The 21,959-nt window shown below is 66.0% G+C and carries 18 protein-coding genes, 1 tRNA gene and 1 pseudogene; 12 read left to right on the top strand and 8 right to left on the bottom strand.

Features of this window, described 5'->3' with window-relative positions; genetic code table 11:
* Nucleotides 1-54: 54 nt before the first annotated feature.
* The 8 genes and pseudogenes from OMK73_RS36575 to OMK73_RS36540 form a co-directional block, all read right to left on the bottom strand.
* Nucleotides 55-1,953 (bottom strand): potassium transporter Kup, encoded by a 1,899-nt coding sequence (locus tag OMK73_RS36575; RefSeq protein ID WP_267606276.1) that lies wholly within the window; start codon nucleotides 1,951-1,953, stop codon nucleotides 55-57.
* A 329-nt stretch (nucleotides 1,954-2,282) separates the two neighbouring features.
* The gene (locus OMK73_RS36570) at nucleotides 2,283-3,002 is read right to left on the bottom strand and encodes an ABC transporter ATP-binding protein (RefSeq protein WP_267606275.1); all 720 of its coding nucleotides are present in this window, start codon (nucleotides 3,000-3,002) and stop codon (nucleotides 2,283-2,285) included.
* Nucleotides 2,999-3,829 carry an ABC transporter ATP-binding protein gene (locus OMK73_RS36565; protein ID WP_267606274.1) on the bottom strand — a complete coding sequence of 277 codons (831 nt, stop codon included), beginning with the start codon at nucleotides 3,827-3,829 and terminating at the stop codon, nucleotides 2,999-3,001. The genes OMK73_RS36570 and OMK73_RS36565 overlap by 4 nt, the downstream gene beginning before the upstream one ends.
* Nucleotides 3,826-4,797, bottom strand: coding sequence for a branched-chain amino acid ABC transporter permease (locus OMK73_RS36560; protein WP_267606640.1), 972 nt, complete (start codon nucleotides 4,795-4,797; stop codon nucleotides 3,826-3,828). Before OMK73_RS36560 ends, OMK73_RS36565 begins: the two co-directional genes overlap by 4 nt.
* A 58-nt stretch (nucleotides 4,798-4,855) precedes the next feature.
* Nucleotides 4,856-5,722 carry a branched-chain amino acid ABC transporter permease gene (locus OMK73_RS36555; RefSeq protein WP_267606273.1) on the bottom strand — a complete coding sequence of 289 codons (867 nt, stop codon included), beginning with the start codon at nucleotides 5,720-5,722 and terminating at the stop codon, nucleotides 4,856-4,858.
* A gap of 113 nt (nucleotides 5,723-5,835) precedes the next feature.
* Nucleotides 5,836-7,017 (bottom strand): ABC transporter substrate-binding protein, encoded by a 1,182-nt coding sequence (locus tag OMK73_RS36550; protein WP_267606272.1) that lies wholly within the window; start codon nucleotides 7,015-7,017, stop codon nucleotides 5,836-5,838.
* A gap of 143 nt (nucleotides 7,018-7,160) precedes the next feature.
* The gene (locus OMK73_RS36545) at nucleotides 7,161-7,976 is read right to left on the bottom strand and encodes an alpha/beta fold hydrolase (RefSeq protein ID WP_267606271.1); all 816 of its coding nucleotides are present in this window, start codon (nucleotides 7,974-7,976) and stop codon (nucleotides 7,161-7,163) included.
* A gap of 17 nt (nucleotides 7,977-7,993) precedes the next feature.
* Nucleotides 7,994-9,666, bottom strand: a pseudogene (locus tag OMK73_RS36540) (benzoate-CoA ligase family protein).
* Between the two features lie 235 nt (nucleotides 9,667-9,901).
* Between OMK73_RS36540 and OMK73_RS36535 the strand changes: the two are divergent.
* The 12 genes from OMK73_RS36535 to OMK73_RS36480 all read left to right on the top strand — a co-directional run bounded on the left by OMK73_RS36535 (nucleotide 9,902) and on the right by OMK73_RS36480 (nucleotide 21,711).
* On the top strand, nucleotides 9,902-10,840 hold the full coding sequence (locus OMK73_RS36535) for a helix-turn-helix transcriptional regulator (RefSeq protein ID WP_267606270.1): 939 nt from the start codon (nucleotides 9,902-9,904) through the stop codon (nucleotides 10,838-10,840).
* A 111-nt stretch (nucleotides 10,841-10,951) separates the two neighbouring features.
* A complete protein-coding gene (gene boxC / locus OMK73_RS36530; protein WP_267606269.1) occupies nucleotides 10,952-12,643 on the top strand; it encodes a 2,3-epoxybenzoyl-CoA dihydrolase in 1,692 nt (563 codons plus the stop codon).
* A 62-nt stretch (nucleotides 12,644-12,705) separates the two neighbouring features.
* On the top strand, nucleotides 12,706-14,130 hold the full coding sequence (boxB, locus tag OMK73_RS36525) for a benzoyl-CoA 2,3-epoxidase subunit BoxB (RefSeq protein WP_267606268.1): 1,425 nt from the start codon (nucleotides 12,706-12,708) through the stop codon (nucleotides 14,128-14,130).
* Between the two features lie 98 nt (nucleotides 14,131-14,228).
* Nucleotides 14,229-15,464: a benzoyl-CoA 2,3-epoxidase subunit BoxA gene (gene boxA / locus OMK73_RS36520; protein ID WP_267606267.1), complete on the top strand. Its 1,236-nt coding sequence runs from the start codon at nucleotides 14,229-14,231 to the stop codon at nucleotides 15,462-15,464.
* 192 nt (nucleotides 15,465-15,656) lie between these two features.
* Nucleotides 15,657-16,046 (top strand): MbcA/ParS/Xre antitoxin family protein, encoded by a 390-nt coding sequence (locus OMK73_RS36515; protein ID WP_267606266.1) that lies wholly within the window; start codon nucleotides 15,657-15,659, stop codon nucleotides 16,044-16,046.
* Nucleotides 16,006-16,758: an RES family NAD+ phosphorylase gene (locus tag OMK73_RS36510; RefSeq protein WP_267606265.1), complete on the top strand. Its 753-nt coding sequence runs from the start codon at nucleotides 16,006-16,008 to the stop codon at nucleotides 16,756-16,758. Before OMK73_RS36515 ends, OMK73_RS36510 begins: the two co-directional genes overlap by 41 nt.
* Nucleotides 16,759-16,881: 123 nt before the next feature.
* Nucleotides 16,882-16,957 (top strand) — tRNA-Met (locus OMK73_RS36505).
* A 203-nt stretch (nucleotides 16,958-17,160) separates the two neighbouring features.
* A complete protein-coding gene (locus OMK73_RS36500) occupies nucleotides 17,161-17,745 on the top strand; it encodes an NUDIX hydrolase (RefSeq protein ID WP_174422706.1) in 585 nt (194 codons plus the stop codon).
* Nucleotides 17,746-17,773: 28 nt separating this feature from the next.
* Nucleotides 17,774-18,514, top strand: coding sequence for a leucyl/phenylalanyl-tRNA--protein transferase (gene aat, locus OMK73_RS36495; protein ID WP_267606264.1), 741 nt, complete (start codon nucleotides 17,774-17,776; stop codon nucleotides 18,512-18,514).
* A 91-nt stretch (nucleotides 18,515-18,605) separates the two neighbouring features.
* On the top strand, nucleotides 18,606-19,451 hold the full coding sequence (locus OMK73_RS36490) for an arginyltransferase (RefSeq protein WP_267606263.1): 846 nt from the start codon (nucleotides 18,606-18,608) through the stop codon (nucleotides 19,449-19,451).
* Between the two features lie 109 nt (nucleotides 19,452-19,560).
* Complete coding sequence (locus tag OMK73_RS36485; RefSeq protein ID WP_267606262.1) at nucleotides 19,561-20,595, top strand: quinone-dependent dihydroorotate dehydrogenase; 1,035 nt, start codon at nucleotides 19,561-19,563, stop codon at nucleotides 20,593-20,595.
* Between the two features lie 57 nt (nucleotides 20,596-20,652).
* Nucleotides 20,653-21,711, top strand: coding sequence for an aldo/keto reductase (locus tag OMK73_RS36480; protein WP_267606261.1), 1,059 nt, complete (start codon nucleotides 20,653-20,655; stop codon nucleotides 21,709-21,711).
* The last annotated feature ends 248 nt before the right edge of the window (nucleotides 21,712-21,959 follow it).

Below are 21,959 nucleotides of genomic sequence, written 5' to 3'. Positions count from 1 at the left end.
ATTAAGTGAGGCTATCCAAGCCGAAACTACCCCATGCGAACCGGGGGGCAGCCGTCAGATCTCCACCTTGGTCCCCAGCTCGACCACCCGGTTAGCCGGAATCTGGAAGAAGTCCGAGGGCTTGGCGCCGTTCTGATGCATCCAGGCAAACAGGCTTTCGCGCCACATCGACATACCCGGCAGCTTCGACGGAATCACCGATTCGCGGGCGATGAAGAACGAGGTTTCCATCAGCTCGAACTGCATGTTGAGCTTGCGCTGGGCCAGGTCCAGCACCCGCTGCACATCCGGCGTTTCCTTGAAGCCGTATTCGGACTTGAGGATGAACACGCCGCCGCCAAGATCCTTGCAGGTCAGGCGATGGTCATCGTCCACATAGGGCACGTCGCGCGTGACGAAGCTCAGGAACACCACGCGCTCATGCAGCACGCGGTTGTGCTTGAGGTTGTGCAGCAGCGAAACCGGTACCGACTCGGTGTTGCCGGTCAGGAATACGGCCGTGCCTTCGACCCGATGCGGCGGGTGCGCCAGCAGGCCGCCGATAAACGGCTCGAGCGGAATGCCATCTTCCAGGCTGCGTGCGCGCAGCAGCTTGCGCCCGCTGTGCCAGGTCATCAGCAGGAAGAAGGCGGTGGCGCCCATCAGCAGCGGGAACCAGCCGCCCTCGGCGATCTTGAGCAGGTTGGCCGAGAAAAATGCCAGGTCGACCAGCAGGAACGTCAGGCCGATCAAGGTCACCAGGACCGGGTTCCACTTCCACACATTGCGCATGACCACGGCAGCCAGGAATGTGGTGATCACCATGGTGGTCGTCACCGCGATACCGTAGGCGGCCGCCAGGTTGTCGGACTTCTTGAAGGCCACCACCACGATCACCACCAGCACCAGCAGGATCCAGTTGATGACCGGCAGGTAGATCTGGCCGATTTCAGCAGCCGAGGTGTAGCGGATGCGCATGCGCGGCACGAAGCCCAGCTGGATGGCCTGGCTGGTCAGCGAGAAGGCGCCCGAGATGACGGCCTGCGAGGCGATCACCGTGGCGCCCGTGGCCAGCAGCACCATGGGCATCAGCAGGGGCTGCGGCACCATCAGGTAGAACGGGTTGCTGATGGCTTCGGGGTTCTGCAGCAGCATCGCGCCCTGGCCAAAATAGTTCAGCATCAGGCATGGCATGACCACCGCGAACCAGCCCATGCGGATCGGCCGGATGCCAAAGTGGCCCATGTCCGCGTACAGCGCTTCGGCGCCGGTCAGCACCAGGAACACCGAGCCGAGCACCACGAACGCCTGCAGCGAATGCTCCATCAGGAAGGTCACCGCATAGTACGGGTTGACTGCCATCAGGATCGTGGGCACATGCATCATGTGGTACACGCCCAGGGCGCCGAGCGCCAGGAACCACACCATCATGATGGGCCCGAACAGCTTGCCCACGGCGGCGGTGCCGCTGCGCTGGATCATGAACAGGGCCACGAGGATCACCAGCGTGATCGGTATGACGAAGTGCGACAGCCCGGGCGCGGCGATCTCCAGGCCCTCCACCGCGGACAAGACCGAGATCGCCGGGGTAATCACCGCGTCGCCATAGAACATGCAGGCGCCGAAGATGCCGAACATCATCAGCAGCTTTGCCATGCGCGAGCGCGGCGCCGCGGTACGCAGCGCCAGCGCCATCAGGGCCAGGATGCCGCCCTCGCCGTCGTTGTCGGCGCGCATGACGAACATCACGTACTTGAGCGACACCACGATGATCATCGCCCAGAACAACATGGAGATGATGCCCATGACAGCGGCTTCGCTAAAGGGGATGCCGTGCTCGGTGCTGAAGCACTCCTTCAGGGCGTACAACGGGCTGGTACCGATATCGCCGAAGACGACGCCGATCGCCCCGATCACCAGCGCTCGCTTGCTGGGACTTTCGACGAAATAATGACTGGATGCGGGCTGGGTCATGGATAAAGGTAAGGTTGAAAGGCTCGTGCAACGGCATCGGCGCACGGTATGTGCGCCTGAGATGGCGCAACGGCACCGCGCCGCTATTGCATTGCACAAACGCGCGCCATTCTAGATGAAGTGCCGGGTGACGACCACTAGGGAGCATCCTGCCTTGAGAAACCTGCCTCGTGCTGGTGACGTGGCAAGCATGCGAGGGAAGTCCCGCCTGGTCAAGCGCTTGCGCGGGGTGGACCACCAAATTGCATACGAATAGGGGGATACGCACGTTGCTGCACGGCCACAGATTGTGCGCACTTAGTCACAACTAGGCGCGGATCAGACGCCGATCAGACTCCAAGATAGCGGTCCAGCAAGCCGGGGTCCACCGTCAGTTCGGCCGCAGGCCCGTTCATGACGACCATGCCCTTTTCCAGCACCACCACGCGATCGGCATTGGCCAGCACCGTACGGTAGTTGCGATCCACCACCACGGACGCAATGCCGGTGGCGCGCACGGTGGCAATGACCTGCCAGATCTCGGCGACAATGCGCGGCGCCAGCCCTTCGGTCGCCTCATCCAGGATCAGGCAGTCGGGGTTGGTCATCAGGGCCCGGCCGATCGACAGCATCTGCTGCTCGCCGCCGGACAGTTGCTGCCCGCCGTGGCCAAGGCGCTCCTTGAGGCGCGGGAACAGGTCCAGCACCCTTGCCTCGTCCCAGTCCATCCGGCCAGACGGCCCTTTGCGCGCCGCCATCAAGAGGTTCTCGCGCACCGATAGATTGGGGAAGATGCCCCGTCCTTCGGGCACATAGGCCACGCCCAGGCGCGCCACTTCATACGGCTGCGCACGGGAGACGTCGCGCCCGGCGGCGAGGATGGTGCCCTCGCGCTGCCGCACATGGCCAAGCAGGGTCCGCAGCAGCGTGCTCTTGCCCATGCCGTTGCGCCCCAGCAAGCCCACGGTCTCGCCTGCGCCGACGCTGAAATCGATCCCGCGCAGGACATGGCTGCTGCCATACCAGGCATGCACGCCGCGTGCGGCAATCATCTCGCTTTGCCCGCTCATGCCGCCTGCTCCCCATGCAGGGCCGGTTGGCGGGAGACTGCCCCAGCCTCGCCGTCCTCGGCGTCCTCACCGTCCTCGCCCAGGTAAGCCTGCTGGACTTCGCGATTGACACGGATCGCGTCGGGATTGCCCGAAGCGATCACGGTGCCGTTGACCATTACCGTGATCCGGTCCGCGACCGAGAACACCGCCTCCATGTCGTGCTCGACCAGCAGCACCGCATGGCCATCGCGCAGCGAACGCAACAGCGCAAGCATGCGCGCCGACTCCTCCGCCCCCATGCCGGCCAAAGGCTCATCCAGCAGCAGGACGGTGGGCTGGGTGGCCAGGCACATCGCCACCTCGAGCTGGCGCTTCTGGCCATGCGACAGCGCCGTGGCAACGATATCCGCACAGCCAGCCAGGCCGGCGCACTCCAGGGCTTCGTCGCCCAGCGCGCGGCTGGTGCGGCAGCGCTGCGCGCCCTCCCACAGCCGCCAGGCCCGCTGCGCGCGCGACTGGGCCGCCAGGCGGCAGTTCTCGCGCACCGTCAGCGGCAGGAAGATATTGTTGCGCTGGTAGCTGCGGCCCACGCCCTCGCGCGCCAGGCGCGGCTGCGACCAGCCGGTCACGTCGCGCCCCTGCAATTGCAGCGCGCCCGACGAAGGCGGCAGTTCGCCCGACAGCATATTGATCAGCGTGGACTTGCCCGCGCCATTGGTGCCGATCACCGCATGGATCTCGTGCAAGGCCAGGTCCAGGTCCACGTCGCCCACCGCGGTGAGGCCACCAAAGCGGCGCGTCAGCTTGCGGGCCGACAAGACCGGTGCAGGTACGGGTGCGTTCATCGGGATCCTCCTTCGCGCTGGCGCGCGACACCACGGGCCAGGCTGATCAGTCCATGCGGCAGCAAGGCCACCGCCACGATGACAAAGCCGCCCATCAGCAACTGCCAGTGCTTGGTCAGCGTGCTGAACCACTCGGCGAGCAAGACGAAGGAGAAGGCCCCAAGCACCGCGCCTGCCAGGCTGCCGGCGCCACCCAGGATCACCATCAGCATGGCGTTGCCGGACTGGTGCCAGGACGCGATCTCCGGATTGACGAAGCCGTACTGGATGGCATACAGGTAGCCCGCCAGGCCAGCAAAGGTGCCGGCCACCACGAATGCGCCAAGCTGGTAGCGATAGGTGGCATAGCCGGCGGCGCGCATGCGCTGCTCGTTATGCTTGATGCCCACCAGCGCATGGCCGAAGCGCGAGCGCAGCACCACCGCCAGCCCCGCCACCGTGAGCACCAGCGCGCCGAGCACCAGCCAGTAGAAATGCGTGACGTCGTTCACGTCGAACGGGTGCGCCCCCAGCAGGCCGAACTCCGGCCGGAAGTAGATATAGGTACCGTCGCTGCCGCCCGCGATCTTGGTGTCGTGAAAGACGAAATACACCATCTGCGCGAACGCCAGCGTGACCATGATGAAATAGATGCCGCGCGTGCGCAGCACCAGCGCCCCCACCACCAGCGCCAGCAGCGCCGCCGCGCCAAGCGCGCCCAGCAGCAATAGCCAGCCGTTGCCCGGCCCGGCCTGCGGCGCCATCATCGCGGTGGCGTAGGCGGCCATGGCGAAGTAGGCCGCGTGGCCCAGGCTGACCAGCCCGGTGTAGCCGATCAGCAACTGCAGCGACAGCGCGAAGATGGCCATGATCATGACCTTGCTGAGCAGCTCGATATAAAAACGCTGCCCATCCGAATTGAGCAGCAGCGGCAGCACCGCCAGCATCGCAAACGCCACCAGCCAGCCCAGTCCGCCCAGCCAGGGCATGGGGCCGGTGCGCGCGCGCACCGGGCCGTCCAATGCATTGGTATCGCTCGGCATATCCCTACCCCGCCTTGAACAAGCCCTGGGGTTTCCAGAGCAGGATGAGTGCCATCAGCAGATAGACCAGCACGCCGGAGGCCTCCTGCCAGAACACCTTGCCGAAGGTATCGACGAAACCTAGCAGCAGCGAGGCCACCATGGCCCCCTTGACCGAGCCGATGCCACCGATCACCACCACCACGAAGCACACGATCAGCACCTGGCTGCCCATGCCGGGATAGACCGAGGACACCGGCGCGGCGATCATGCCGGCCAGCACCGCCAGGGCCACGCCCAGCGCAAACACGAAGCGGTACAGCACCGTGACGTTGATGCCCAGCGACTGCACCATCTCGCGATTGGTAGCGCCAGCGCGAATCATCATGCCAAGCCGTGTACGACGGATCACCAGGTACATGGCCACGGCCACCAGCAGGCAGATCGCGGAGATAAACAGGCGATAGACCGGATAGGTCATGTCATTGCCGATCGGCAGCGACCAGTCGAGCATCGCCGGCACGGTCACGCCATGTACGTCGTCATCCACCAGGATGCTGCGCAGTTCCTCGAACACGAGGATGAGCCCGTAGGTCATCAGCACCTGCTGGAGATGCTCGCGCTCGTAGAGATAGCTGAAGAACACCCATTCCAGCACATAGCCGAACGCCACCGCCAGCACGATGCCCAGCGGAATGGCGATCAGCAGGCTGCCGGTCAGCCCGGCCAGCGTGAAGGCCAGGTAGGCGCCCAGCATGTAGAAGCTGCCATGGGCGAGGTTGATCACGCCCATGATGCCGAAGATCAACGTCAGGCCGCTCGCGACAAGAAAGAGCAGCAAGCCGTACTGGATGCTGTTAAGGCACTGAATGAAAAAGGAAACGATATCCATGGATATCCATGCGGCAAAGCGGCAACTCGGTTGCGGTATGCGGCCCGCCAAGAGGCGCCGGGCCGGACTTCGGCCCGGCGCCTTGACGGCGGCGGGCCACTGCGTTCAACCGCTCAGAGCCGGCAGCCGCGCGCCGGGTCGGCCAGCGCTTTCACCGCGACGCCGCCCAGCTTGTTCTCGCGGCCATCGACCTTGCGCAGGTAGAAATCCTGCACCGGATTGTGCGCCTTCGACAGCGTGAAAGCACCGCGCGGGCTATCCACCTTGGTCTGCTCCATCGCCTTGATGACCTCGGCCTTCTTGCTCATGTCGCCCTTGACCGCGCTGGCGCCGGCGGCCAGCAACTGGGCGGCGTCGTAGCCCTGCACGGCGTACACATCAGGCTGCAGCTTGTAGGCCTTGGCGTATTCCAGGCGGAAGCTCTTGTCGCGCGGGTTGGACAGGCCGTCGGCATAGTGCAGCGTGGTTTCGATGCCTTGCGCTGCGGCGCCCTGCGCCTCCAGCGTGCCGTCGGTGAGGAAGCCTGACGCGTAGAGCGGGATCTTGTCCTTGAGGCCTGCCGCGGCCCAGTCCTTGACGAATTTCACGGCGCCGCCGCCGGCGAAGAACACGAAGACCGCATCGGGCTTGATCGATGCAACCTCCGTGATCAACGCCTGGAATTCCACGTTGGGGAACGGCAGGCTCAACTCCTTCACCACCTTGCCGCCCTTGGCCTCGAAGGCTTCCTTGAAGCCCTTGATCGACTGCTCCCCGGCTGCGTATTTCCACGTCAGCGTGACCACCTTCTTCATGCCGCGCTCGGCCAGCACGTGGCCCATGGCGTAGCCCGGCTGCCAGTTCGAGAACGAGGAACGGAAGATATTGGGGCCACACAGCGGGCCGGTGGCTTCATCCACGCCCGCGTTGGGAATGATCAGCAGCGTGTTGTTTTCCTTGGCCACCTTGACGATGCCCATCTGCACGCCCGAGTGCACCGTGCCCACCACCACATCGACCTGGTCGCGCTTGATCAGCTTGGTGGCGTTCTCCGGCGACTTGGCCGAATCGGACTCGTCGTCCACCTTGAAGTACTCGATCTCCCGCCCGCCCAGCTTGCCGCCCTGCTCCTGCACGTACATCTTGAAGCCATTCTCGATGGCGTTGCCCAGCGATGCATAGGTGCCCGTGTAAGGCAGCATGAAGCCAACCTTGATCTTGCCGGTGCCCTGGGCATTGGCGCCCGCGGCGAAGGCAAGGGATGCAGCGATGGCTAGGCATGCGGGGGCCAGCCCGCGCGATGTGAAGCGATGCATGGATGTCTCCTGGTGGTCAAGCCGACTTCCGTCGCCTGGGCCGGCATCGCCAGCCTGCGGGGCTCCCATCCGTTCGCGGCATTCGCAGACCTCGCTAGCTGCCAGACGGGGGAACTGCAGGCCGACGCGCGGGGGGCGCGGAATTATTTTAGGTATGAAGTATGTGCCGTTATAAACCTGACCGCCGCGTCCGTCAACGGCCCCGGCTGGTCGCGGTGTGGCGAGTGGCCGCATCGCGGGAGTTTAAGCAGGACGGTTTGTGGCGCATATCGATGGATACCCTCAATCTGCGCCATGGTGCCGTACTCGTCGTCCTCGCCCTGCACCGCCAGCACGGGACAACGGATCTCCGACAGCAACGGACGCAGGTCGAAGGCGCGGAACGCCGGATCGAGCCAGATATCGTTCCAGCCCCAGAAGGCGGAATCCACATCGTCGTGGTGGCGCGCCAGCTTGCTGCGCAGATCCGTCTGCAGGTAAGCCTCGCGAGTGGCCTGGATGCTGCTCACAGAGACATCCTCGACCAGGGTATGCGGCGCCAGCACGGTGATGCCGTCTACCGCCTGCGGAAAGCTCGCGGCATGGATCAGTGCGATCGAGCCGCCGTCGCTGTGGCCGAACAGCCAAGGCTTGCCACGTTTGCGGCCGGGCCCGATCTCGAGTGCGTCGAACAGCGCCGGCAGGGCCTCGCGCGCCTGGCGGTGCATATAGTCGACGCCCCACTTTTCCGCGGCGGGACGCGGGGTCGAGCGCCCATAGCCATAGCGCGACAGCACCAGCCCGCGAAAGTCGCCGGCCTCGCACAGCATGGCGGGATAATCGCGCCACATGCTGATCGAGCCCAGCCCTTCGTGCAGGAAGACCACCAGCGGGCGCTCGTGGCGCTCTGGCCGCAGCCACTGGATCTCCACCTGGATACGGCGTCCGTCGAACGGGATTGCCACCAACTCGCTTTGCATGCCCTTGCCTTTCATCATCATTCGGTCGTTGCCGGCACGATCGCCGGTCCAGGTGTGGCCCCTGCGGTGGCCGCCTGCGCAGCCTCTTCGCGCTGGCGCAGTCGAAAGCGCTGGATCTTGCCGGTGGCCGTCTTTGGCAACTCGGCCACGCACTCGATCTGGCGCGGATACTTGTACGGGGCCAGCCGCGACTTGACGAACGCCTGCAACTCCGCCGCCATGCCGTCGTGCCAGGACCGGCCGGGGCGCAGCACCACGAAGGCTTTCGGCTTGACCAGTTCGTCCGCGTCAGCCACGCCGATCACCGCGGCCTCCAGCACGGCAGGGTGCAAGGCGAGCACGGCCTCGACCTCGAATGGCGAGACATAGATGCCGCCCACCTTGAGCATGTCGTCGCTGCGCCCGGCGTAGATGAAATAGCCATCCGCATCCTGCAGGTACTTGTCGCCGCTGCGGGTCCATTCGCCCACGAAAGTGTCGCGGGTCTTGTCGCGGTTGCCCCAGTACATCAGCGCGGCGCTCGGGCCCTTGATAAAGAGATCGCCGATCTCGCCCTGCGCGCAGGGCTGGCCCGCTTCATCGAGCAGCCTCAGCGCATAGCCGGGAACCGGCTTGCCGGTGGTGCCGTAGCGCACATCGCCGGGACGGTTCGACAGGAAGATATGCAGCATCTCCGTGGAGCCGATGCCATCAAGGATGTCGCAGCCAAAATGCGCGTGGAAACGGTCGCCGATATCCTTGGGCAGCGCCTCGCCCGCCGAGGTGCATACGCGCAGCGAAACGTCCGGCCGTCCCGGCAGGTCGCTCGCGGCCAGCATGCCGGCGTAGAGCGTGGGCACGCCGCAGAACACGGTCGGGCGCTGCTCGCGCAGCCGGCGAAATACCGCCTGCGGGGTCGGGCGTTCGGCCATCAGCACGGTGGTGGCGCCAACCGCCAGCGGAAAGGTCAGCGCATTGCCCAGGCCATAGGCGAAGAACAGCTTCGCCGCGGAAAAACCACGTCATCCTCGCGCAGGCCAAGCACCTGGCGCGCATAGAGATCGGCGGTATGGAACAGGTTGCCATGCGTGTGCACGGTGCCCTTGGGACGCCCCGTGGAGCCGGACGAATACAGCCAGAATGCGATGTCGTCCGGCCGGGTGGCGGCAGCGCCTTCCAGCGGCACGCCCTGCCCGGCCATCTCGGCCACGCTCGGTCCCGGGCCGGCGCTGCCGGCATCCGGTGCGGCGAGGATCAGCGCGGGCGCGGTGCCAGCCTTGCCGATGGCATCGCGCATGACGCAGGCCAGCGGCGCCGAAACCACAGCTGCGCGCGCGCCGCTGTGCTCCAGCATGTACGCGTAGTCGTCGACGGTCAGCAGGGTGTTGACAGCCACGGGCACCACGCCGGCCAGCAGGCAGCCGAGGAACACCGTGGGGAAATCGACGGTGTCGAGCGCACACAGCAGCAGGCGCTCCTCGGGGCGGATCCCGGCATGCAGCAGGGCCGCGGCAAAGCGCCGGCTGCGCTGGTCGAGCGCGGCGAAACTGAGCGAGCCGGCATCGTCCACGTAGGCGGTCTTGTCGGCACGGCCTGCCGTCAGATTGCGCGACAGCAGGTCGGCGGCGGCGTTGTAGCGGGCCGGCAGCACTGAAATGGCCACAGCGGTCGCATCGGCCGCCGGGGACAGGGATGCAATTGGGGGCGTCATGTCTCCACTCCTCGATGCCGTCCCCCGGTCGCACTTCGCCTTGGGACGGAGTCAGGTTTGTCGTGATTTTTTTGTGTTTTTTCTTCTTGACCTGCATTTGTCGATGCATTTTATTGCATATCAACTATTATGCAAGCAGAGAAATGCACTATATGACACGAAGGCCGCGTCCCTTATAATCGCAACCCCGATCCTGGCCCCAACCGATCCCATTCCCCATCCGAATCCGCCCGCCATGCGCCGCGATCCAGACTCAATGCTGGCCCCCGACTCCACCGACGCCCGCCCTGCCGGCGAGCGCGATCCCTACCTGACGCAACTCGGCGAGCGCATCCGCTCGCTGCGCGCAGCGCGGGGCATGTCGCGCAAGGACCTCGCGCGCGGCGCGGAGGTGTCCGAGCGCTATCTCGCCAACCTGGAAACCGGCACCGGCAATGCGTCCGTGCTGCTGCTGCGCCAGGTGGCGCGCGCGCTGGATGTGCCGTTGCCGGTAGTGCTGGCGGAGATGGAAACGCAGCACGCTGCCGGTGGCCAGCCGGCCTCGGAGTTCTCGCAACTGGTGCAATGGCTGGCGCAACTGCCCGCGGCCGACCTGTCGCGTGTGCGCGAGGCTTGCCACCAAGCCCTGGCGCCCAGCGCGTCCCATGATGCGCGCCATCGCCGCATTACGCTGATCGGGCTGCGTGGCGCCGGCAAATCCACCCTAGGGCGGGCGCTGGCCGCGGCCATGGAAGTGCCCTTCGTCGAACTCAACGGTGTCATCGAGCAGGAGGCCGGCGCCAGCCTGGCCGAGATCCACTCACTCTACGGGCAGGCCGCCTACCGCCGCTACGAGATGCGCGCGCTCGAACGCGTGCTGCGCGAGAACGACCGCATGGTGCTGGCCACGCCCGGCAGCCTGGTCTCGGAGCCCTCCACCTTCAACCTGCTGCTGGCACGCTGCTACACGGTCTGGGTGAAGACCTCGCCCGAGGAACACATGGCACGGGTGGTGGCGCAGGGCGATATGCGCCCGATGGAAGGCAACCGCGAAGCCATGGACGATTTGCGCCGCATCCTGCTGGCGCGCACCCCGCTGTACTCCCGCGCGGACGTGACGATCGACACCAGCGGCCAGGATCCCACCACCTCCCTGCAAGCCTTGCGCGCCCATCTGCGAGTCATTGGCGCGTGATTGGCACGTGATTGGCGCCTGGACATCGCGCAAGGATTGCGCCGGCGGCCGTTGTGCACTATATTTCATCACGAAGGATGATCGACAATATAGTGCATAAAGGAGACCACGATGTCCGCCCCGGCCGCTCCCAACGATCCCACTGCCACCGAACAGGCCCCCGTCACCTTTGAGCGCGACCCCGCGCAATACCGCCACTGGAAACTGACGTTCGACGGCCCGGTGGCCACGCTGTCCATGGATGTCGATGAGGACGGCGGCCTGCGCCCCGGCTATGCGCTCAAGCTCAACTCTTACGACCTTGGCGTGGACATCGAATTGCACGATGCCGTGCAGCGCATCCGTTTCGAGCACCCGGAAGTGCGCACCGTGGTCCTCACCAGCGCCAAGGACCGCATTTTCTGTTCGGGCGCCAACATCTTCATGCTCGGCAAGTCATCGCACGCCTGGAAGGTGAACTTCTGCAAGTTCACCAACGAAACCCGCAACGGCATCGAGGACGCCAGCCGCCATTCCGGGCTGAAGTTCATCGCGGCCTGCAACGGCACCACCGCCGGCGGCGGCTATGAGCTGGCACTGGCCTGCGACGAGATCGTGCTGGTCGACGACCGCTCCTCGGCCGTCAGCCTGCCCGAAGTGCCGCTGCTAGGCGTGCTGCCGGGCACCGGCGGACTCACGCGCATCACCGACAAGCGCCGCGTGCGGCGCGACCACGCCGACATCTTCTGCACCACCACCGAGGGCGTGCGCGGGCAGCGGGCGCACGACTGGAAGCTGGTCGATGCCGTGGTCAAGCCGGCGCGCTTCGCGGAGCACGTGCAACAGCGCGCGCTTGCGCTCGCCGCGCAGAGCGACCGGCCTGCCGGCCAGGACGGCGTGAAGCTCACGCCGCTGTCGCGCAGCCAGGATGCGCACGGCTACCGCTACGACACGATCCAGGTACACATCGACCAGCATGCCCGCAAGGCCACGCTGACGGTATTCGGGCCGGGTAAGCACCAGCCGCAGACGCTGGACGCGATCCTTGCCGCCGGCCCCGGCTGGTGGCCGCTGAAGATGGCGCGCGAGTTCGACGACGCCATCCTCACGCTGCGCGCCAACCATCTCGACATCGGCATGTGGATCCTCAAGACCGAGGGCGATCCCCATCAGGTACTGGCCACCGACGCCCTGCTGGACACGCATGCCGGCCACTGGTTCGTGCGCGAAACCATCGGCATGCTGCGCCGCACGCTGGCGCGCCTGGAGGTGTCGTCGCGCACCCTGTTCGCGCTGATCGAGCCGGATTCCTGCTTTGCCGGCACCTTGCTGGAGTTGGCCCTGGCCGCCGACCGCAGCTATATGCTGCATCTGCCCGACGCGCCGGACGACGCGCCGCGCGTGTTCGCCAGCAGCGCCAATTTCGGCCGCTATCCGAGCGTCAACGGGCTGACGCGGCTGGCCGCGCGCTTTTATCAGGATGAGGTGGCGATCCAGGCCGTGCAGGACCATATCGGCGCGCCGCTCGACGCCATCAACGCCGCCTCGCTCGGCCTCGTCACCGCCACGCCCGACGATATCGACTGGGAAGACGAAATCCGCATCGCCATCGAGGAGCGGGCCAGCCTGTCGCCGGACGCCTTGACGGGGCTCGAAGCCAACCTGCGCTTCGGGCCGGTGGAAACCATGGAGACCCGCATCTTCGGCCGGCTCACCGCCTGGCAAAACTGGATCTTCAACCGGCCCAACGCCGTGGGCGAGCAAGGCGCGCTCAAGGTGTTTGGCTCGGGCAACAAGGCCCGCTTCGACTGGGACCGCGTCTGAGCCCATCCACCCAGCCATCCAAGCCGTCCACGCAACAAAAAAACAGGACAAGGAGACACCCAGTGAGCATCGACTACAGCCAGAAGATCCCGAACAACGTCAACCTGTCCGACGACCGCGCGCTGCAGCGCGCGCTCGAACACTGGCAGCCCGCCTTTCTCGACTGGTGGCGCGACATGGGGCCCGAAGGCTCGCACCAGCACGATGTCTACCTGCGCACGGCAGTATCTGTCGATCCTTCCGGCTGGGCGCACTTCGACCACGTCAAGATGCCGGACTATCGCTGGGGCATCTTCCTCCAGCCCGCCGACCCGGCGCGCCGCATCCATTTCGGCGAGCACAAGGGCGAGGCGGCCTGGCAGGAAGTACCGGGCGAGCATCGCGCCAACCTGCGCCGCATCATCGTCACCCAGGGCGATACCGAGCCGGCCTCGGTCGAGCAGCAACGCCACCTGGGCATGACCTGCCCCTCGCTCTACGACCTGCGCAACCTGTTCCAGGTCAACGTGGAAGAAGGCCGCCACCTGTGGGCCATGGTGTACCTGCTGCATCGCCATTTCGGGCGCGACGGGCGGGAAGAGGCCGAGGCGCTGCTGGGACGGCGCTCCGGCGACAAGGACAACCCGCGCATCCTGGGCGCCTTCAACGAGCGCACGCCCGACTGGCTGGCCTTCTTCATGTTCACCCACTTCACCGATCGCGACGGCAAGTTCCAGCTCTGCGCGCTGGCCGAATCCAGCTTCGACCCGCTGGCGCGCACCACGCGCTTCATGCTGACCGAAGAAGCCCATCATATGTTCGTGGGTGAATCCGGCATCTCCCGCGTGATCCAGCGCACCTGCGAAGTGATGCGCGAACGCGATATCCAGGATCCCGCGGACGTGCGCGCCGCCGGCGTGATCGACCTCGAGACCATCCAGCGCTACCTCAACTTCCACTACAGCGTGACCATCGACCTGTTCGGCGCCGACCAGTCGTCCAACGCCGCTACCTTCTACAGCGCCGGGCTCAAGGGCCGCTTCGAGGAAGGCAAGCGCGACGACGACCACGTGCTCAAGGGCGACGTGTACCGCATCCTCGACGTCACCGACGGCCGCCTGGGCGAGCGCGAGGTGCCCATGCTCAACGCGCTCAACGAGGTGCTGCGCGACGACTACGTCAAGGACACGCTCGGCGGCGTGGCGCGCTGGAACAAGGTGATCGAAAAGCACGGCATCGCATTCCGCATGACGGTGCCGCACAAGGCGTTCAACCGCAAGATCGGCAGCCTGGCCAACGTCCATGTATCGCCGACGGGCGAGCTGCTCACCGAAGCGCAATGGCAGGCGGGCGAGCGCAACTGGCTGGCGACGGACGAAGACCGCGCCTTCGTGGCGTCGCTGATGGGCCGGGTCACCGAGCCCGGCAAGTACGCCAACTGGATCGCGCCGCCGATGGTCGGCGTCAACCGCCAGCCGATGGATTTCGAGTACGTGCGCTTCAACTGACCCTGCAACTCACTCTGCAACTCACCCTGACTGACCCACAGGCAACATGCGGCGCAGCGCCGGCGACAGACCGGCCGCGCGCCAAGGAGACCAAAGAGATGGGCGCCCCCGACATCATCAAGCAGCACCTGATCGACCCCGAGATCTGCATCCGCTGCAATACCTGCGAAGACACCTGCCCGATCGACGCGATCACCCATGACGATCGCAACTACGTGGTCAGGGCCGACGTGTGCAACGGCTGCGGCGCCTGCCTGGGGCCGTGCCCCACCGGCGCGATCGACAACTGGCGCACGATGCTGAAAAGCGAGGCGTATCCGATCGAGGCGCAGTTGCTGTGGGACGAGCTCCCCGCCAGCCTGCCCTTGCCCGCGGACACCGGGATCGAGAACGCGCCGGATCCGGCTTCCCCGGAAACCGGGCAGGAGCCGCAAACCCAGCAAGTGGAAACCAGCCGGCATACCTCGCCCAAGGCGCCGTGGTCGGCGGCGCATCCATACGTCAACCTGCACGGCGTGCGCGCCCCCGTCACCGCCACCGTGGCCGGCAACTACCGCCTGACCGCCGACGACGCATCGAGCGATGTGCATCACATCGTGCTGGATTTCGGTCAGCACTTTTTCCCGGTGCTGGAAGGCCAGGCCATCGGCATCGTGCCGCCCGGCACCGACGCCACCGGCAAGCCGCACTACATCCGCATGTATTCGATCGCCAGCCCGCGCGACGGCGAACGGCCGGGCTACAACAACCTGGCGCTGACGGTGAAGCGCGTCGAGCAGGATCATGAAGGGCAGCCGGTGCGCGGCGTGGCATCCAACTTCCTGTGCGACCTCGCGCGCGGCGACGAAGTGCGCGTGGTCGGCCCGTTCGGCACCACCTTCCTGATGCCGAACCACCGCGAAGCCAGCGTGATGATGATCTGCACCGGTACCGGCTCGGCCCCGATGCGCGCCATGACGGAGCACATGCGGCGCAACCTCGAGCAGTTCGACGGGCAGCGCATGCTGTTCTTCGGCGCGCGCAATGCGCGGGAACTGCCCTACTTCGGGCCGTTGATGAAATTGCCGCCGAGCTTCCTCGACATCCATCTCGCCTTCTCGCGCGATCCCGGCCAGCCCCGGCGTTATGTGCAGGACGCCATCCGCGAAGCCGGCGCCCGCGTGGCGGGGCTGCTGAACGACCCGCACGGCCATGTCTATATCTGCGGCCTCAAGGGGATGGAAGACGGCGTGCTGGCTGCGTTCGGGGAAGTCTGCGCCGGCGCCGGCCTGGCCTGGAGTGAACTGGAAGCCACCATGAAGACGGAGGGACGGCTGCATATCGAGACGTACTGATCCGGCAGCGGGCCCGCTCTGTCGCTCCCGGCACCCTCGCAACTCGGTGCGCCGCAGAGAAGTCGTATTCAGGACAAGCGAGCATTCTGCAGTGGGCGAGGCCACCAAACCATGCAGATAGTGGTGGCGTTTTACTGCTTCCCTTACGAAACGAACCGCCTATAATGTTTCTGAAGAAACAGGAGCGAGGCGATGCAACCCAGGCAAGTCCCCGAGCATCTTCCTGCCGGCAGTCCGGACTCCGGCACCACCCTCACCAAGGCGGTCATGCGTGCGGCCGGCTTCCTTGGCATCAGCCAGGCAGGCGTGGCCAACGTGCTGGGCATCAGCACCGCCTCCGTGTCCCGAATGGCTTCCGGGGGCTATGTGCTCGATGCGCATCGCAAGGAATGGGAGTTCGGCGTGCTGTTCGTGCGCCTGTTCCGCTCGCTCGACGCCATCCTCGGCCACAGCGACCAGGCCCGCCTCTGGCTGGCCAACGAAAACCTGGCGTTGGGCGGCAAGCCGCTCGACCTGATCCGCACAACCGAGGGCCTGGTACGTGTCGTTCACTATCTGGATGCCACCCGCGGTCGCGTCTGAGCGCAAGCCGTTTGCGCTCACGCTCTGGCGCGCGGTAGAGGCCCAGCATGTGGTATCGACCATGCCGCTGGTCGACAGCCTGGAGGAGCAAGCCGTGCTGGAAGCCGTGCTGGACGCCGGCAAGCCCGCGGTGCCCGCCGACGCACGCCACCTCCACTATCTTCTGTTCACACCCTTTCGCTACCCGCCCTCGCCCTGGGGCTCGCGCTTTCGCGCCGAGCAGGATCCTGGCGTGTTCTACGGTGCTGACGACATCCGCACCGCCTGCGCGGAGCTTGGCTACTGGCGCTGGCGCTTCCTGCTCGACAGCCCGGCGCTGCCGCGCATCGACGCCCGGCCCCACACCCTGTTCCAGGTCAGCGTGCGCACCGACGGCATCGCGCTAGACGCCCCGCCCTTTGCCGAAGACGCCGCGAAGTGGACCGATCCCGACCACTATGACGCCTGCCAGGCCTTGGCCCGCACGGCCCGGGAAGCCGGCCTCGGCATGATCCGCTACACCTCGGTACGCGACCCGGAGCACGGTGCCTGCGCCGCACTGCTGAGCCCGCGCGCCTTCGCTGAACCGCAACCACGCATCACCACCACCTGGATGCTGACCGTACGGCCGGACCGCGTCATCTGGCAACGCGACGACCTGCTGCAGCGGGACAGTTACCAGTTTGCCGCCAGCACCTGGCAGCGCAGCAAGGTCAGCCCCGACCCGGCCTGACTGCCGGCGCGCCATTGCGGCCGCGCTCCTTATCGGGGCGAGTTCTTGCGCCCTTTACCGTTCTGGCGCAATTGGCTGTTGCACTGCGACAGAATTTACCTTATAATCTTTTTCTTCGACGGACGCGGGGTGGAGCAGTTGGCAGCTCGTCGGGCTCATAACCCGAAGGTCGCAGGTTCAAGTCCTGCCCCCGCAACCAAAGCCATGCATGACAATGCCATCGGCTGTCGAGCGCAAAGCAACAACGCACAACAACGCCCTGCACGGGCGTTTTTTGTTTTGTGCGCCCGGCTCTCTACATAGGCGCGACTGCGCACGCAGACCTTCCCCAAACTAGCATCGCACCCCCGGCAGCCCCCATCGGCGGTGATACACTTTCGCCATTCCTCCCGGACGCCCCTCATGAAATTCTGCTCGAACTGCGGCCATGCGGTCGTGCTGCGCATCCCTGAAGGCGACTCGCGCCTGCGTTCAGTGTGCGACAACTGCAGCACCATCCACTATGTCAACCCGCGCAATGTGGTCGGCACCATTCCCGTGTGGGAGGACAAGGTCCTGCTGTGCAAGCGCGCCATCGAGCCGCGCTACGGCTTCTGGACGCTGCCGGCCGGCTTCATGGAAATCGGTGAGACCACCGCGCAGGGCGCCGCTCGCGAGACGCTGGAGGAAGCCGGGGCACGGGTGCAGGTTGGCGAGCTGTTCTCCATCCTGAATGTGCCGCATGTGCATCAGGTGCATATGTTCTACCTGGCGACACTGGAGGACCTGGACATCTCCGCGGGCGAGGAAAGCCTGGAGGTGAAGCTGGTCGAGGAAGCCGATGTGCCCTGGGATGAACTGGCCTTCCCCACCGTGATCCATTCGCTGCGCTGTTTCTTCGCGGATCGCGCGGCGGGACGGCTGGCCGACGGCACCTTCCGCCTGCACAGCCTGGATATCGACAAGCCGATGCGCCCGCTGACCACCCGGGCCACGGTCGAACCCTGAACACGGGCGCGTTGCCCGCACTCCCTGCATGATCACCTGGCTGGATCCGCATGATCCGTTCCCGCCGGTCGAGCGTGCGCTCGGCCCGGGCTCCGACGCGCCCGGCCTGCTTGCAGCCAGCCGCGAGCTGTCGGCCCAGCGCCTGTTGCTGGCTTACCGGCAGGGCATCTTTCCCTGGTATGCCGAAGGCCAGCCGGTGCTGTGGTGGAGCACCGACCCCCGCATGGTGCTGCCGCCGCAGGCGCTGCGCGTTTCCAGCACCTTTCGCAAGACCCTCAAGCGCGTGCTGCGCGATCCCGACTGGGAAATCCGCGTCGACGACGACTTTATCGCCGTGATGCAGGCCTGCGCCGAAACCCCGCGCGATGGCCAGCATGGCACCTGGATCACAGAGGACATCATCGCCGCCTATGGTGCGTTGCACCGTAACGGCCTTGCCCATTGCGTGGAGGCCTGGTACCAGGGCGAGCGCGCGGGCGGCCTGTATGGCGTGGCGCTCGGGCGGATGTTCTACGGCGAATCGATGTTCGCGCGGCGCACCGATGCCTCCAAGATCGCCCTGGCCGCGCTGTGCGCGTTCCTCGGCAACCACGGCGTGGCGATGATAGACTGCCAGCAGGAAACCGATCACCTGGCTTCGCTCGGCGCGAGTCCCATCCCGCGTGCGGAGTTCGCTGCCCATATCCGCATTGCCACCCGCCAGCCGGATATCGTGCCGTGGGGTTTTGACAAGACGGTGCTGGAGAGATGGACGCAGGCGCAGTCATAAGGCACACCGCGTTGTCCACTCGCCGCAAGGTCAGGTCGCCGCGCCATCGGCTTTCCCGCGTTGCTGTTTCATCCCTGGCCGTTGCAGACACATGAGCAAGCTAAAGGAACTACCCCTTTCCGCGCTGCAGTTCTACGCTACGGCACCCTATGCTTGCAGCTACCTCGATGGCCGCATGGCGCGCTCGCAGGTGGCCACGCCCGCCCACCTGATCAACGCCGATGTCTATTCGCGGCTGGTGCGCGCGGGCTTTCGGCGCAGCGGCATCTTTACCTACCGTCCCTATTGCGATGAATGCCACGCCTGCACGCCATGCCGCGTGGTGGTGGACCAGTTCCGCCCGGACCGCAGCCAGCGCCGGGCCTGGCGCCAGCACGGCAAATTGCAGGCCCTGGTGGCGCCGCTGACCTACGTCGAGGAGCACTATGCGCTCTACCTGCTGTACCAGTCGATGCGCCACGCCGGCGGCGGCATGGACCAGGACAGCCGCGACCAGTACGAGCAATTCCTGCTGCAAAGCCGGGTCAACTCGCGGCTGGTCGAATTCCGCGAGCCGCCGGGCTCGCCCGAGGCCGGCCGGCTGCGCATGGTCAGCATGATCGACGTGCTCGACGATGGCTTGTCCTCGGTCTACACCTTCTACGATCCGCTGGAGGTGCACGCCAGCTACGGCACCTACAACATCCTGTGGCAGATCCAGCAGGCCCGCGAGCTCGCCTTGCCGCACCTGTACCTGGGCTACTGGATCGCCGATAGCCGCAAGATGGCCTACAAGGCACGCTACCGGCCGCTGCAGGTGCTGACGGCGAATCAGTGGCGCGCGTTCGATGCGGCGCCGGCGGCGCTCCGGGATGCGGCGCCCACCGTGGCATCGCCCACCGCCGTGCCCGTCATTCCGCCGCAGCCCGGCGAGCAAGCCCCGGAAAACAGCCTGTAGCGGAGTAGCGGACAGCCTGCGCAAGTCATGCCCGCGCCAGCGGCGCCATACCCGATCCGGCCCAACCGTTACAATGCCGCCTTGGTCCCGACTTCCAAGCTGATTCCCTGTGCTGAACGCGCTCTACCCCCTGTTTCGCCCCGCCCTGTTCTCGATGGATGCGGAGGACGCTCACCATTTAACCCTCAACAACCTGCTCCGCGCCAAGCGCATGGGGCTGGCGGGCTGCATCGGCAATACCATCGCCGACGACCCGCGCACGGTGATGGGCGTGCGCTTCCCCAACCCGGTTGGCCTGGCCGCCGGGCTCGACAAGGATGGCGCGTACATCGACGGGCTGGCCGCCTTCGGCTTCGGTTTTATCGAGGTGGGCACCGTGACGCCGCGCCCGCAGGCGGGCAACCCGCGTCCGCGCATGTTCCGCCTGCCGCAGGCGGATGCGCTGATCAACCGCATGGGCTTCAACAACGGCGGCGTGGATGCCTTTGTCGCCAATGTGAACGCGTCGCGCTGGAAAGCCGAAGGCGGCGTGCTGGGCCTGAATATCGGCAAGAACGCCGATACGCCGATCGAGCGCGCGGTGGATGATTACCTGCACTGCCTGGAACGGGTCTACCCGCACGCCAGCTACGTCACCGTGAATATCTCGTCGCCGAACACCAAGAACCTGCGCCAGCTGCAGGGCGCCAGCGAGCTCGACCACCTGCTCTCCACGCTCAAGGATGCGCAGCAGCGCCTGGCCGACAAGTACAAGCGCTACGTGCCGCTCGCGCTCAAGATCGCGCCGGATCTCGATGCCGACCAGATCGGCAATATCGGTGACGCGCTGGTCCGCCACCGCATCGACGGCGTGATCGCCACCAACACCACCATTGCCCGCGACGCGGTCAAGGGCCTGCCGCATGGCGAGGAAGCCGGCGGCCTGTCGGGCCGGCCGGTGTTCGAGTCGTCCACGCACGTGGTCAAGAGCCTGCGCGCGGTGGTTGGGGACGCGGTGCCCATCGTGGGCGTGGGCGGCATCTTCAGCGGCGCCGATGCGCAAGCCAAGATCGCGGCCGGCGCGCAGCTGGTTCAGGTGTACAGCGGGCTGATCTACCGCGGCCCGGTGCTGGTCAAGGAATGCGCTGCTGCGCTGCGCGCCTGACGGTTCCGAACCGAACCCGTTTTCGCGCCTTATCACACCAGCCTCACAAGGATAGCCATGGAAACCACCCGTCTTGGCCGCAGCGACCTGCAGGTCTCGCGCATCTGCCTCGGCACCATGACCTTCGGCGAGCAGAACACCGAAGCCGAAGGCCATAGCCAGCTCGACTACGCGGTGTCGCGCGGCATCAACTTCATCGACACCGCCGAGATGTATCCGGTCAAGCCGCGTGCCGAAACCTATGGCAGCACCGAGCGCATCGTCGGCACCTGGCTCAAGCGCCAGCAGCGCGAGCGCATCGTGCTGGCCACCAAGGTGGCCGGCCCGGCGCGCATGCCGTGGATCCGCAATGGCGGCGACCTGACCCCGGACAGCATCCGCGCGGCGGTGGACGCTTCGCTGTCCCGCTTGCAGACCGATTACATCGACCTGTACCAGATCCACTGGCCCGCTCGCAACGCGCCCATCTTCGGGCAGAAGCAGTTCGATCCGGCCAATGAGCGCGAGTGCGCCTCCATCCAGGCGCAGCTCGAAGCCATGGGCGAACTGGTGCGCGCAGGCAAGATCCGCTATGTCGGCGTATCCAACGAAACGCCGTGGGGCGTGACCGAGTTCGTCAAGCAGGCGGAGCTGCACGGCCTGCCGCGCATCGCCACCATCCAGAACCCGTACAACCTGCTCAACCGCAGCTTCGAGCAGGGCCTGGACGAGGCCTGCTTCCGCACCGACACAAGCCTGCTGGTCTACAGCCCGCTTGCCTTTGGCCAGCTCACCGGCAAGTACCTCGGTGGCGACCTCGCCCACCCGGTGTTCAACGCGCAAGCCAAGGGCCGCCTGACGCGCTTCCCGCCCGACTGGAGCCCGCGCTACCTGCGGCCGGAGAGCCTGGCCGCGGCCGCCCGCTATGTGACGCTGGCGCGCGAGCATGGCCTCTCCCCGGCTACGCTGGCGCTGGCCTGGAGCTGCTCGCGCTGGTTCGCCGCGAGCACCATCATCGGCGCCACCTCGCTGGAACAATTGCGCGAGAACATTGATGCATGGCAAACGCCGCTGCCCGAGGCGGCGATCGCAGCCGTTGCCCGCATCCACGCCGAAATCCACAACCCCGCGCAGTAACGTTTCCGCGTTCCAGGCACCTGCGAGGTGCACCATCCGGAGCCGCCCACAGCGTGCTCCGGGCTTGCCGTTTGCCCCCACTGAGGCACTAGAACAGGGCAAGACCGGGCAAATTTCGCCTCGAAAATGGTATCCTCGCAGGCTTATCGCCGTCGTATCCGCTGTACAAGAGCGTCCTCCAGCCTGCCGCCTGGTGTATCGCCCACGCAACGGACCGACCGGCCGGCGCAGCGCGCCGCCGGGCAGGA

The sequence above is a fragment of the Cupriavidus sp. D39 genome, from assembly GCF_026627925.1.
Classification (GTDB): Bacteria; Pseudomonadota; Gammaproteobacteria; order Burkholderiales; family Burkholderiaceae; genus Cupriavidus; species Cupriavidus ulmosensis.
Note: the sequence above shows the minus strand (reverse complement) of the source record. Positions and strands in the feature narration are given on the sequence as shown.

Bases quoted from the DNA above. Each gene is read 5' to 3' on its own strand.
- OMK73_RS36565 (WP_267606274.1), bottom strand. From the start codon at position 3,829: ATGAACGCACCCGTACCTGCACCGGTCTTGTCGGCCCGCAAGCTGACG.
- aat (WP_267606264.1), top strand. From the start codon at position 17,774: ATGATCACCTGGCTGGATCCGCATGATCCGTTCCCGCCGGTCGAGCGT.
- OMK73_RS36500 (WP_174422706.1), top strand. From the start codon at position 17,161: ATGAAATTCTGCTCGAACTGCGGCCATGCGGTCGTGCTGCGCATCCCT.
- OMK73_RS36545 (WP_267606271.1), bottom strand. From the start codon at position 7,976: ATGCAAAGCGAGTTGGTGGCAATCCCGTTCGACGGACGCCGTATCCAG.
- OMK73_RS36480 (WP_267606261.1), top strand. From the start codon at position 20,653: ATGGAAACCACCCGTCTTGGCCGCAGCGACCTGCAGGTCTCGCGCATC.
- OMK73_RS36560 (WP_267606640.1), bottom strand. From the start codon at position 4,797: ATGCCCTGGCTGGGCGGACTGGGCTGGCTGGTGGCGTTTGCGATGCTG.
- boxC (WP_267606269.1), top strand. From the start codon at position 10,952: ATGTCCGCCCCGGCCGCTCCCAACGATCCCACTGCCACCGAACAGGCC.
- OMK73_RS36535 (WP_267606270.1), top strand. From the start codon at position 9,902: ATGCGCCGCGATCCAGACTCAATGCTGGCCCCCGACTCCACCGACGCC.
- OMK73_RS36550 (WP_267606272.1), bottom strand. From the start codon at position 7,017: ATGCATCGCTTCACATCGCGCGGGCTGGCCCCCGCATGCCTAGCCATC.
- OMK73_RS36515 (WP_267606266.1), top strand. From the start codon at position 15,657: ATGCAACCCAGGCAAGTCCCCGAGCATCTTCCTGCCGGCAGTCCGGAC.
- OMK73_RS36555 (WP_267606273.1), bottom strand. From the start codon at position 5,722: ATGGATATCGTTTCCTTTTTCATTCAGTGCCTTAACAGCATCCAGTAC.
- boxA (WP_267606267.1), top strand. From the start codon at position 14,229: ATGGGCGCCCCCGACATCATCAAGCAGCACCTGATCGACCCCGAGATC.
- OMK73_RS36570 (WP_267606275.1), bottom strand. From the start codon at position 3,002: ATGAGCGGGCAAAGCGAGATGATTGCCGCACGCGGCGTGCATGCCTGG.
- OMK73_RS36575 (WP_267606276.1), bottom strand. From the start codon at position 1,953: ATGACCCAGCCCGCATCCAGTCATTATTTCGTCGAAAGTCCCAGCAAG.
- OMK73_RS36490 (WP_267606263.1), top strand. From the start codon at position 18,606: ATGAGCAAGCTAAAGGAACTACCCCTTTCCGCGCTGCAGTTCTACGCT.